This is a genomic window from Leeuwenhoekiella nanhaiensis, from assembly GCF_002744755.1.
GTDB classification, from domain to species: Bacteria; Bacteroidota; Bacteroidia; order Flavobacteriales; family Flavobacteriaceae; genus Leeuwenhoekiella; species Leeuwenhoekiella nanhaiensis.
Genome location: NZ_KZ319287.1, coordinates 1 through 13,246 on the forward strand (window position 1 = coordinate 1; position 13,246 = coordinate 13,246).

Annotated in this window: 5 protein-coding genes; all 5 read left to right on the top strand. The window is 46.6% G+C overall.

The annotated features are described in order from the left end of the window. The first annotated feature begins 409 nt into the window (after positions 1–409). Complete coding sequence (locus CJ305_RS00005) at positions 410–5,977, top strand: alpha-2-macroglobulin family protein (protein ID WP_099644194.1); 5,568 nt, start codon at positions 410–412, stop codon at positions 5,975–5,977. A gap of 28 nt (positions 5,978–6,005) precedes the next feature. Continuing rightward, a complete protein-coding gene (pbpC, locus tag CJ305_RS00010) occupies positions 6,006–8,351 on the top strand; it encodes a penicillin-binding protein 1C (protein WP_099644195.1) in 2,346 nt (781 codons plus the stop codon). A gap of 97 nt (positions 8,352–8,448) precedes the next feature. Further along, positions 8,449–8,952, top strand: a complete 504-nt coding sequence (locus CJ305_RS00015; protein ID WP_099644196.1) for a GbsR/MarR family transcriptional regulator — start codon at positions 8,449–8,451, stop codon at positions 8,950–8,952. Between the two features lie 6 nt (positions 8,953–8,958). After that, the gene (locus CJ305_RS00020) at positions 8,959–10,095 is read left to right on the top strand and encodes an efflux RND transporter periplasmic adaptor subunit (protein WP_099644197.1); all 1,137 of its coding nucleotides are present in this window, start codon (positions 8,959–8,961) and stop codon (positions 10,093–10,095) included. A 10-nt stretch (positions 10,096–10,105) separates the two neighbouring features. Beyond that, positions 10,106–13,246 (top strand): efflux RND transporter permease subunit, encoded by a 3,141-nt coding sequence (locus tag CJ305_RS00025; RefSeq protein WP_099644198.1) that lies wholly within the window; start codon positions 10,106–10,108, stop codon positions 13,244–13,246.

The following is a 13,246-nucleotide window of genomic DNA, read 5'->3' on the forward strand; positions in this document are numbered from 1 at the left end:
GGATTTTTTGTTCCTACAACCTTTCAACAGTCATTTTGTGTATTTCATCGATTATCAGCCAAAATTTAACAGTAATTATCCAAAAATTTAACACTTTTCAGCTATTTAAAGTGTCTTTTGTCGTTATTTGATTTTTTAGCACTAAATCGTTTAATTGAGGTTTTGTGCACTTTATCGATCGTTTTATGTATAAAAACGTCTTTTATCGATGTTTTTGATACGATGTAAGAAATTGAAGCGATGAATTAGTTTAGATTGATCACCTAATGCTTTTGATATCAGCAGGTTTAAACTCAATCACTTTTCTAAAGCACATTTCAGAAACCTCTATGCGGTCTAAAAAACGTATTTTACCTTTACGTATTTCGAGTTAAAAAACGCCCGCTGTCTATTCTTATATACGCTTTCTATGAACCGCCTTATCAAACTCCTTGTTCTTTTTACAGGCTTACTCCTCACCAGTTGTCATCAGAATCAAAAAGACGACGACAATATTTTTAAATTCAAGGAGCATATCGCCTTTAACACTTTTGGGCGCGTGTCTGTTGCAGCACCTATAAAAATTGAACTCGCAAAACCGGCGACTCAGTTTGACAGCAATCAAAACATCCCATCAGAATACCTGGTTGTTTACCCAAAGACTGAAGGCGAATTACGTCTTCAAAACGGAACCTCTCTGATTTTTATTCCGGAAGAACCCCTCCTTCCCGATACCGAATACACCGTAACACTCAAGCTGAGCCGCTTCTTTGAAGACCTCGCCCCTGAGTTTCACAGCTATACCTTCAGTTTTAAAACCATTACGCCCAACTTTAAAATCAATTTTGGCAATTTACAGTCGTACAGCAAAGAGTGGCAGTACCTTAACGGCTCAATCGAAACGGCTGACCTTTCTACCATAGACGCGGTTAAAAAATTGATAGAAGCAAGCCAGGAAGGCAAGACGCTTCCTATTGACTGGCCCGTAGATACCGCAAAAGCTTCGTTCTTCAATTTTACCATAGACAGTATTCACCGGAAAAAGGAGAATTCACAAATACGCATCAGCTGGGACGGCAAAGCCATAAAAAGCAAAAATCAGGGACAGAGTACCTTAAACATTCCCGCGCAATCGCGTTTTACGGTTGTAGATGTGACCACAGCTCTTACTCCGGAAACTTCGGTGAGTGTAAACTTTTCAGATCCGCTTGAGATGGAACAAAATTTTGAGGGCCTGGTTCAATTAGACAGCCTTCAAAACCTAAGGTACGAGGTTCAGGGCAACGTACTTACCGTTTACCCGGGACGCGCACTTACGGGTAGTGTTCAGCTTACCTTAAATAAAGGAATACGAAATGCTTACGGCTCCGTTTTAAAAGAAGATGCAATCCAGCAAATTTCATTCGAACAGCTTAAGCCGCAGGTGCGCCTCATCTCTAGCGGAAGCATTCTGCCCGGCTCTATGAAAACCCCTTTATACTTCGAAGCGGTCAACCTTTCTGCCGTTGACGTACGTGTGATAAAGGTCTATCAAAACAATATGCTTCAATATTTACAGTCGGCCTCTCTAAACAGCACAGACAGCTACGATCTCAACCGTGTGGGCCGCCGTATTGCAAAAAAGACCATTCCGCTCATAGACAACAGCATTGCACAAAACGGTCTGTGGCGTGCCTATGCCCTCGATCTTTCCGAATTCTTTAAGGCAGACCCCGGCGCATTGTACCGCGTAGAATTCAGTTTTGAACCCGGCTATAGCCTGTATCCCTGCTCTGATGCTGCTTCGGGCGATGCCCAAACCAAAAAAGAAGCCTACCTCGAAGAAGCGTACGAAGAATATTATGACACCCAAGACGATGCAGATGTGCGCGAGATGCAATATTGGGACAACCAGCGCTACTACTGGCGCAACCGTGTTTACAATTGGGAAGAGGAAGACAATCCCTGTCACCCCGCGTATTATAACGAAGACCGCTTTGCGAAAACCAACGTACTGGGATCTGATCTGGGACTTATTGTAAAAGAAAGCGAGAACGGTAGCTATGATTTTGCTACATCTAATCTCATCACCGCCCAGCCTGAAATGGGGGTCGAAATACGCCTTTACAACTATCAGCAGCAGCTTATAAAAAGCCTGAAGACTGATCTTGACGGACTCGCCAGCTACACCAGTGAGAAGCCGGTTGCTTTTGCCATTGCGCAGCAACGCACCAATTATGCCTACGCTAATCTTCAGGATGGTAATGCGCTTTCCCTAAGTAATTTTGACATCAGCGGAACCCGTTTAGAGAAAGGCCTTCAGGGCTATATTTATACGGAACGTGGGGTGCACAGACCCGGCGACAGCATTCACCTCACTTTTGTACTCAACGATCTGGCAAACCCGCTGCCGGCAGAACACCCGGTAAAACTTGAAGTAACTGATGCCCGGGGCAAACTCGTTTTGCGCAATGTGATCAGTTCGTCCTTATCTGATAAAGGAATGCCCGGTGACCGAAATCACGGGTTTTACTACTTTCCTATTGCCACTAATGACACAGACCCCACGGGTAACTGGACTGCTACCATTACCGTGGGCGGGGTTAAGTTTACCAAAAGATTACGGGTTGCGACCGTAAAGCCCAACCGGCTTAAAATCAAACTTGACTTTGAAGAGGAATACCTGTCTGCCACAGAACCGGTAAGCGGAAAACTCAATGCCTCATGGCTGCACGGTGCTCCCGCCCGCAACCTGAAAGCCGATCTGACCGCAACCTTGAGCAGTACCTCAGCAGATTTTAAAGCATTTAAAAAGTACACCTTTACAGACCCGGTACGCAGTTTTAATGAAGTTGAAATACCCATTCTTGAACAAAAAGACCTCAATGCCGAAGGCAGCCTCGATTTTAGCAAAAAACTGGAGCTTAGCAACAAAGCGCCGGGGATGCTGCAAGCTACATTCCTGACCAAAGTCTATGAAGGTGGCGGAGATTTTTCGGTAGATGTGTTTTCAAAAAAACTGGCTCCGTACACCCATTTTGCAGGAATTCGTGCGCCGGAAACCCGCGAATACGACTCCTATTTTACGGATGAACCGGTCACTTTTGATCTTGCCAGTGTCACCGAAGCCGGTAAACCCGCTCCCGGGCGGGTATTGCAGGTACAGCTCTTTAAGATTGAATGGCGCTGGTGGTTTAGCCGCTCTTCAGACAATCTTTCGCGTTACGAGAATACTTCGGTTTATAAGCCGGCGCAAAATTTTGATGTAACGACTGATGCTTCGGGCAAAGCTATAGCCAAAATTACCGTTCCTGAAGCCGAAAGCGGCCGCTATCTGCTGCGGGTAATCGACAAGAATTCAGGTCACGCAACCGGTCTTACCACCTACTTTTTCCACAACTGGAGCAATCTTCCGGCAGGTAACGGAGACAGCGCAAAAATGCTGGTTTTTTCTTCCGATAAAGAAACTTATCAGGTAGGTGATGAAGCAGTCGTGAAGTTTCCATCTCAAAAAGCCGGAAAAGCCCTGCTGAGTATCGAAAACGGCACACAGGTCCTTTCTAAAAAGTGGGTAGACACGCAGGCTGAAGAAACGGTGGTACGCATTCCGGTAACCAAAGCCATGGCGCCTAATGTCTATGTACACATCAGTTTGTTGCAACCCCACGCGCAAACATTGAATGACAGACCCTTGCGCCTTTACGGGATAATCCCGTTGCTGGTAGAAGATCCTTCGACTGTACTTCAGCCCAAAATACAAATGCCCGCTGAGCTTAAGCCGGAGCAAAATTTTAGTGTTAAAATAAGCGAAGCCGGCGGTAAGGCGATGACTTATACCCTTGCGGTTGTTGATGAGGGACTGCTTGATCTGACGCGCTACGAAACCCCAAAAATTCATAATGCTTTTTACGCACGCCAGGCACTGGGTGTAAAGACCTTTGATATCTATGATGATGTGATTGGCGCGTTCTCGGGTAGTGTTGATAATATTTTTGCCATAGGTGGTGGTGATATGGCTGCGGGAGCAAAAAACCGAAAGGCTGATCGTTTTAAACCGGTGGTTAAGTTTTTGGGTCCCTTTTATCTGGAAGCCGGAAAAACAGCCAGTCATCAGCTCCAGATGCCTAATTATGTGGGGTCTGTACGCACCATGGTAATTGCCGGAAACACCAAAACCGGAGCTTATGGCACTACCGAGGCGACCACACCCGTACGCAAACCGCTTATGGTTTTGGCTTCGCTTCCGCGAAAACTGGCTCCGGGTGAGCAACTTACGCTTCCGGTGACCGTGTTTGCAATGGATAAAAAAGTGCGTGAGGTTACCGTAAGCATCAAAACCTCTGAAGCCCTTTCGCCCAAAAACGGAAGTACGAAATCCATCCGCTTTGCGACAACCGGAGAACAATTGGTAAATTTTGACTTTGATGTCAAGCGTACCGATGCCATTCAGAAGTTTGAGATTACCGCTACCGGTGGAGGCGAGCGCGCCAGCTACTCGGTAGAAATTGACGTGGAAAACCCAAATCCCATCTCGCAACGCAGCAAACATTACACCTTAGAACCGGGCGAGACTTTAGACCTGACTTACGCCAATTTTGGAGTTCCCGGGACTAATAAAGCGGTTTTAGAGTTTTCGACGCTGCCACAAATTGATTTTACCAAACGTTTACAATACCTCATCGGTTATCCGTATGGCTGCGCAGAGCAAACCACCTCAAGCGGCTTTCCGCAGCTCTACCTCAGTTCCATTTTTGACCTGAACGCTTCGCAGCAAAAGGAAACCCAGAAAAACATCAAGGCGACCATAGATCGTCTGGGTATGCTGCAAAGACCGGAAGGTGGTGTGAGTTACTGGCCGGGAGAACGGGAAGCCGATGCCTGGGCAACCTCATACGCGGGCCATTTTATGCTCGAAGCTCAAAAACAGGGCTACACACTACCCGTTACCTTTTTATCAAACTGGCTCAGTTATCAGAAAAACGCGGCCCGCCAATGGCGTAACGGTGCCACGTCTTACAACAGCAGCCTTACGCAGGCCTATCGCCTGTATACTTTGGCTCTTGCCGGGCAACCCGAACTGGCGGCGATGAACCGCCTGCGCGAGTCGGGCGAACTCACAAACAGTTCGCGCTGGCGCCTGGCAGCAGCCTACGCCCTGGCCGGTAAAAAACAGGTAGCAACGCAACTGGCGGTAAAATCAAGTCTCGAATTTAACGATCGCCGCGAACTGCGTTATTCGTATGGTTCTATGCTGCGCAACAAGGCGATGGCTTTGGAAACAATGATTTTACTGGACGATAAACGCGAACAGCAACTGGCCGAGTCTATAGCAAAAGACCTTTCTTCCGGAAGCTGGTACAGCACCCAGACAACCGCTTTCTCCCTACTGAGTTTGAGTAAAATGCTTATCGCAAACGGCGGAAAAAGCATCGCTGTACAGGCCGGAAATCAAAAAATAAATACCGAAAAGAGCTTTGTTACCACAGACCTGCCCGTTTCGGAACAAGAGCAAAAGCTCAATCTTAAAAACCTTAAGCAAAACCGGGTTTATGTAAGTCTGGTGCAACAAGGTAAACTGCCGGTGGGTGAAGAGCTTGCAGAGCAACGCAACCTTAGCGTAAAAACCAGCTTTACAGATCAGGCAGGCAAGGTGTTAACTGTAGACCGCATACGTCAGGGAACCGGCTTTAAAGCACGGGTTACGGTCACCAACACCTCGCTTAACCCTGTAGATCATATCGCCCTGTCACAACTAATTCCAGGCGGCTGGGAGATTGTAAACACCAGTTTTACTGCACTGGGCGGCGGAGCATGCGGTAAAGCCCGTTATACCGACATACGCGATGACCGGGTGTATTTTTACTTCGATCTGAAATCAAAAGAATCCCGCACTTTTGAAATTGACCTCAATGCTTCGTTTTTAGGACAATATTACTTACCGGGTACACAGGCCGAAGCGATGTATGATAACGACTACTTCGCCCGAAACAAAGGGAGTTGGATTACGGTTTTTCAGTAATTGAAAGCGCAGTTAAAATCAAAACTTTATGCAGCTAAAACGCAAACACCTTGTAGTTACAGGCATTGCTATCGTTTTGCTGCTTTGGTATTTCTGCCTGCCTAAACCGCTTTTTAAAAATCCTACCGCCACGGTAGTTACCAGCAAAGAAGGCCATTTGCTGGGCGCACGTATTGCCGATGACGGGCAGTGGCGGTTTCCGGCGGGTGACTCGGTTCCCTTTCGGTTTAAAACGGCGATCCTGCAGTTTGAAGACGCTTATTTTTACCGGCATCCCGGCTTTAATCCGGTTTCGATGACCAAAGCCTTGTGGTCTAACCTGACTTCAGAAAACCGCCGGGGTGGTAGCACGCTTACCCAGCAGGTGATTCGGCTTTCGCGCAATAACCCGAAGCGCACCTATCTGGAGAAACTTCTGGAAACCTTTATGGCGACCCGGCTTGAAGCGGGTTATTCTAAAGACGAAATCTTAAGCCTGTATGCTTCACACGCGCCTTTTGGCGGAAACGTGGTAGGACTGGAAAGTGCTTCCTGGCGGTATTTTGGGATTCCGGCAACGCAGTTAAGCTGGGGACAGGCGGCCGCTTTGGCCGTATTGCCTAATGCCCCGGCGCTGGTCTTTCCCGGAAGAAACGAAGGCATTTTTAAAGCAAAGCGCGATCGCTTGCTGCTTAAACTTAAAACGGAAGACATCATTGACGAGACCACCTACAACCTGGCGCTCGCTGAAGACTTACCCGGTGCACCGCAGGAACTGCCCGATCTGGCTCCCCATTTTACCGAGCGTCTGGCTCAGGAACAGCGGGGTAAAAACAGTCAAACTACGATAGATTACAGCCTGCAGCAGCGACTCAACGGCATTGCCCATGAGACCCATTACCGCCTCAGTCAAAATCAAATTCACAATCTGGCCATTTTGGTTCTTGACGTAAAAACCCGCGAAGTTTTGGGCTACGTGGGCAATGCGCCTACAACCCGCGAACACGCCAGTTATGTGGACCTCATCACCAGCAACCGCAGTACCGGGAGTACACTCAAGCCTTTTTTGTACAGCGGTATGCTGAGTGCCGGCGAACTCCTGCCAAACGAACTGGTCGCTGATGTTCCCACGAGTATCAATGGTTATAATCCGCAGAATTTTGACAAAACCCATCAGGGTGCGGTACCCGCTTCGCAGGCTCTGGCCCGGTCACTCAATGTGCCTGCTGTTAACTTGTTGCGCAGCCACGGCCTAAACCGGTTTTACAACGAGCTGCATAAAATGGGCTTTACGAGTATTAATAAACCTGCAGATTATTACGGACTTTCCCTTATTCTTGGCGGTGCCGAAAGCAGTCTCTGGCAACTCACCAACAGCTATGCAGGGATGGCAGCGACGCTGAATTATTTCAATTCAACCTCGAGTGAATATCCTGCTCAGGCGTATAATCAGCCTGTTTATTTAAAGAATACAGCTTATGATTTGGGCGAAAAACAAAAACATGCCGAACTCTTTGATGCCGGGGCTATTTATCAAACCTTGCAAAGTTTACGCGAAGTCAACCGGCCCGAGGGTTCAGAAAACTGGGAGTTTTTTAGCGATGCGCAACCCCTTGCCTGGAAAACCGGCACCAGCTATGGCTTTAAAGATGCCTGGGCGGTAGGCGTAACACCGCGTTATGCCATTGGCGTCTGGGTGGGCAATGCAGACGGCGAGGGCCGGCCGGGCATAACAGGCATTCAGGCGGCGGCACCCGTACTTTTTGAGGTGCTTGATCTTTTACCGGCTTCGGGCTGGTTTAAAATGCCTTTTGATGAGCTGGTCGAAGCTGAAATTTGCCCGCAAAGCGGAAAGCTAGCCGGTTTGTACTGTCCCGAAATCCAATTGCAATGGATCCCGAAAAGAGGAATACGTACCGAAGCATGCAGCTTTCACCGGCAAATTTTCCTTAATTCAGAAAGAACCCATCAGGTAACCGCAGATTGTTATCCTTTAGGTCAAATGATTTCTCAATCCTGGTTTAGCCTTCCACCGCTGTGGGAATATTATTATGCCCCCCTGCATCCCGAATATCAATCTCTGCCTGACTTTTTACCGGGATGTTTCCGCGAAAGCGAAAAAACTATGGAGTTTATCTATCCCAAAGCCGGTGAAGCCATCCTGATACCTAAAGATTTTGAGGGCGTTGAACAGGAAACCGTTTTTAAACTGGCACATCGCGATCCTGATACGACGGTCTACTGGTATTTAGATAAGATTTATAAAGGTCAGACCAAAACCTTTCACGAGCTCAGCCTCTCCCTGCAACCCGGGACCTACACCCTTACTGTTACCGACAGCCGCGGAAACAGCCTGAGCAGAAAACTCCTGATCGACTACGCTTCAGAAGATTAAGGGTACTACAACGATGTCTTTGATTTAACAAAGGATTAAGTTTCTTTAGTTCGGTATTTTCCGAACTAATTAGAAATTTGCACTCAAGAATTAAATTATGGCAACAGAGATTGAAAAACAACGGGAGGCTCTTGTAGAACGACTGGGTGTTTTCGTGGAACAAAAAGATCAAATACCCCCTCTGGCCGCACGCATTATTGCCACATTGATCTTAAGCGGTAAAAAGGGATGTACTTTTGATGATTTGGTTACCAGCCTGCAGGCGAGTAAAAGCACCATCTCTACCCACCTCAACTCTTTACAACAGGCCGAACGCATCACCTACTTTACGGTTTGTGGCGATCGCAAAAAATACTTTGTGACCAACCCCAAGAGTCTTTTGATCAACCTTGATGAGCGTTTAAAAACCTGGGAACGCGAGCAACAGCTTCACAAAGAGGTGATGGATTATAAAAAGACCTACAATGAGCTGCATTCAGACCGGGAGGACGAGATTTTCGATTTAGAATTTCATCTCGATTACATTGATTATCTGGAACAGGCTCAGAATTCCATCAAAAAAATACGCGAAAAAGTAACCGAAAAGCTTAAACACGAATAAATCAACATGAAAAAGAAAATCTATCACTTACTTACAGTCACCCTCCTGGTGGCAATGCTTACCGGTTTAAGCTCTTGCGGAGAGGGCAAGGCAGATCAACAGGCGGGTGCATCTCAAACACCTACACTTCCTGTGATTGAGCTTCCGGTAAAAACGCTTACCGGTTTTCAATCCTATCCGGCTCGAATAGAGGGTGTGGTTAATGCTCAGGTTTTTGCAAAAATTTCGGGCTATATAACCGATGTTGCGGTTGACGAAGGTCAAAAAGTGCGCAAGGGTCAGGTGCTCTTCCGCCTGGAAACTCAGTCGCTCAATCAGGATGCTGCAGCTGCAAAAGCGAATGTAAATGCCGCTCAGGTAGAAGTTGATAAACTGAAACCTTTGGTGGAGAAAAACATCATCAGCGAAGTGCAGCTCGAGACTGCGAGAGCCAAACTAAAACAGGCTCAAAGTGCCTATAACAGTATTGCTGCAAACATAGGCTACGGTACTATTAAAAGTCCGGTAGATGGTTATGTAGGTGCGATTAATCTGCGCGCCGGTTCGTTGGTGAGTCCATCAAGCCAAACCCCGCTTACTACCGTTTCTGAAATTGACAAGGTGTATGCCTATTTTGCGATGAATGAAAAGGAATACCTCGATTTTATCATGGCAGCCACGGGTGGCGTACGTGATGAGAAAATCAAGAATCTTCCTAAGGTTACACTGACACTTGCAAATGGAGAAGAATTTCCGCAGGAAGGTACTATTGAGACTGTTAACTCTCAGGTAAATGAAAATACGGGAAGTGTAAACTTCAGAGCAGTATTTGACAATCCGCAGCGCCTGCTTACCAACGGTAGCAGTGCTACGCTGCAAATACCAAAAACCTACACTGATGTTGTTGTGGTACCAATTGAATCAACAATAGACCGGCAGGGTAGTATTTATGTCTATCAGGTAAATGAAAATAACGAGGCCACTGCCACCGAAATCAAAGTCAAAGATGAGATTCAAAATCTTTATATCGTAGATTCCGGAATCTCAGAAGGAGATCGCATCGTAGCCAAAGGTACTCAAAACCTGAAGGGAACCACTACCATTAAACCGCAGCAAACCCCGTTTGACAGTATTGCAGCCCCTATCAAAAAATCATTCAGATAAATCAAGCACCATGCTTAAGACATTTATAGACAGACCGGTACTCTCTACCGTAATCTCGGTCATTATAGTAATCCTGGGAGTTTTGGGACTTACCCAGCTGCCCATCACCCAATATCCTGATATTGCCCCACCTACCATTAGTGTAAGTGCCAGCTATCCCGGGGCCAATGCGGAAACCATACTCGAAAGTGTGATCATTCCCATTGAAGAGCAAATCAACGGGGTTGAAGGGATGACCTACATTACCTCAACTGCAAACAATAACGGTACTGCTGAAATAACAGTATTTTTTGATCAGGAAGTTGATCCGGATATCGCAGCGGTAAACGTACAAAACCGTGTGGCACGAGCCAATTCCCTGCTGCCTCAGGCGGTAATTCAAACCGGGGTAACGACTCAAAAGCAACAAACCAGTGCATTGATGTACATGTCGTTTTACAGTGAAAATCCTGATTATGACGACACCTTCATTCAAAACTACCTTAAGATTAATGTTATCCCTTCCCTACAACGTATAGATGGGGTGGGTGCTGTTAATGTGCTGGGAAGTAAAGACTATGCCATGCGTATCTGGTTAAATCCTGATAAGCTTGCAGCCTATAACCTGATTCCTTCAGATGTTTCTGCGGCGCTTAATGAGCAAAGTCTTGAGGCTGCGACAGGTTCACTTGGTGAAAATGACGGCGAGGCTTTCAGCTATGTGATTAAATACGGCGGGCGTTTTAAGACCGAAGAACAATACAGCGATATTGTAATCAAAGCCTTGGGCAATGGTCAATACCTGAGACTTAGTGATGTTGCCGATATCGAACTGGGTGCGCAATCCTATGCGGGAAGGTCGGTTACTTCCGGAAATCCTGCAGTAAATCTGGGTGTTTTCCAGACTAAAGGCTCTAATGCCCGTGATATTATCAACGAAATTGAAACCTGCTTGGACGAGGTGCGCTCAGAACTGCCTGATGGTATCAGTATTTTTGTACCCTACAACACAAACAGCTTCCTGAATGCTTCCATAGAAAAAGTGGTACACACGCTTATTGAAGCTTTCATTCTGGTATTTATCGTGGTATTTATCTTCCTTCAGGATTTTAGATCAACGCTCATCCCTGCGATTGCAGTACCGGTTTCTATTGTGGGAACCTTTTTCTTCCTGAGTCTTTTTGGGTATTCGGTTAATTTATTAACGCTGTTTGCACTGGTTCTGGCTATTGGTATCGTGGTTGATGACGCGATTGTGGTGGTTGAAGCGGTACACGCCAAGATTGATGAGGGCGAAAATAACGTGCGCAACGCTACTGTAAATGCGATGAGCGAAATTTCTGGAGCGATCATATCGATTACCCTGGTTATGGCTGCGGTATTTATTCCCGTGACTTTTGTGACCGGACCTACCGGAGTATTTTACGAGCAGTTTGGGGTAACGCTTATTGTGGCGATTATCATTTCGGCCGTAAACGCCCTTACGTTGAGTCCTGCACTTTGTGCATTATTTCTGAAAAGCCACGAAGAAAAAGTAGGCAAGAAAAAAGGAAATTACCTGCAACGCTTTTTTGCGGCATTCAATCGCGGTTTTAAAGCGACCATTAATAAATACGGTAAATCCCTAAACTTTTTATACCGTCATAAATGGGTAACTGGTGCACTTTTAGTTGTTGCCGCTGTGGGAATCTGGTGGTCTTCTTCTCAGGTAAAGACTGGTTTTGTACCCGATGAAGACCGTGGCATTGTATTCCTGAATATACAGTTGCCAGCCGGTTCATCATTAGACCGTACCGAAGAAGTGAACAAGGCCGTTTATGCTAAAATTGCCGAAATTCCCGGGGTTCAACAAGGTTCTGTAGTAAGTGGACGTAGTTTTCTAGGAGGTTCAGGAAGTAACCAAAGTTTAGGTTTTATACGTCTGGATGACTGGGAAGATCGCGAGGCAGACTCGCTTTCTATCGAAGCGATTACGGCCAAGATGTTTGGGGTAGCGGCTCAGTTTCCGGGTGCACAGATTGTATTTTTCGCACCGCCCAGTATTCCCGGTTTTGGTTCTTCGGCAGGAGTTGAAGTAAACCTGCTTGACCGTTCCGGAGGAAGTTTTATTGAGTTGGACAAAGTGAATCAGGAATTTATAGGCAAGCTTTCGCAGCGCCCTGAAATTCAATACGCACAGTCTTCGTTTAACACCAATTACCCGCAGTATAAACTGGATGTGAATGTGCCCTTGGCGAAAGAAATGGGTGTACCTATTTCCAGTATTTTCAGCACACTGCAGGGTTATATCGGTGGAATATTTGCTGCTGACTTCTCCCGTTTTGGTAAACAATACCGGGTATACATACAGGCGCTTCCCAGAGACCGGGCCAACAAAGAGGACCTTAGCGAATTGTATGTGCGCACCGGTAGCGGCGAGATGACTCCCATTACGCAGTTTGTAAATCTGGACCGGGTTTATGGCCCGCAGTCGGTTACGCGTTTCAACCTGTTCAATTCAACAAAAGTAACTGCGGCTACCAATCCCGGTTACTCTTCAGGTGACGCGATTGCCGCTGTTGAAGAGGTAGCAAAAACCTTACCCGCAAACTACAGCACGGCTTATTCCGGTCTTACGCGAGAAGAGGTAAATGCAGGAGATCAGACCACGGTGATTTTTATACTTTCATTGGTCTTTGTGTACTTCCTGCTGGCAGCACAGTATGAAAGTTATTTGCTGCCACTAAGCATCATTTTCTCCCTGCCGTTTGGGGTATTTGGAGCCTATTTCACCACTCAGCTATTGGGCTTACAGAACAATATCTATTTTCAGATTGCACTCATAATGTTATTAGGTCTGCTGGCTAAAAATGCCATTCTGATCGTGGAGTTTGCCTTGCAGCGCAGGCGAGCCGGTGAATCTCTGGTAGATGCTGCCATTGACGGTGCAGAAGCCCGACTCAGACCTATTTTAATGACCTCATTTGCCTTTATTATGGGTCTCTTGCCTCTGGTTTTTGCCAGCGGAGTAGGTGCAGCCGGTAACCGATCAATTGGTACCGGGGCCGTGGGAGGTTTGCTGATAGGTACCTTAATCGGGGTGTTTGTAATCCCCGTACTATTCATGCTTTTTCAATGGTTGCAGGAAAAAATTTCTGGAGCTCCTGAACCTAAATCTGAAGAAACGCACTAA

Coding starts and splice junctions, on each gene's coding strand:
- CJ305_RS00020 (WP_099644197.1), top strand. CDS start 8,959: ATGAAAAAGAAAATCTATCACTTACTTACAGTCACCCTCCTGGTGGCA.
- CJ305_RS00015 (WP_099644196.1), top strand. CDS start 8,449: ATGGCAACAGAGATTGAAAAACAACGGGAGGCTCTTGTAGAACGACTG.
- CJ305_RS00005 (WP_099644194.1), top strand. CDS start 410: ATGAACCGCCTTATCAAACTCCTTGTTCTTTTTACAGGCTTACTCCTC.
- pbpC (WP_099644195.1), top strand. CDS start 6,006: ATGCAGCTAAAACGCAAACACCTTGTAGTTACAGGCATTGCTATCGTT.
- CJ305_RS00025 (WP_099644198.1), top strand. CDS start 10,106: ATGCTTAAGACATTTATAGACAGACCGGTACTCTCTACCGTAATCTCG.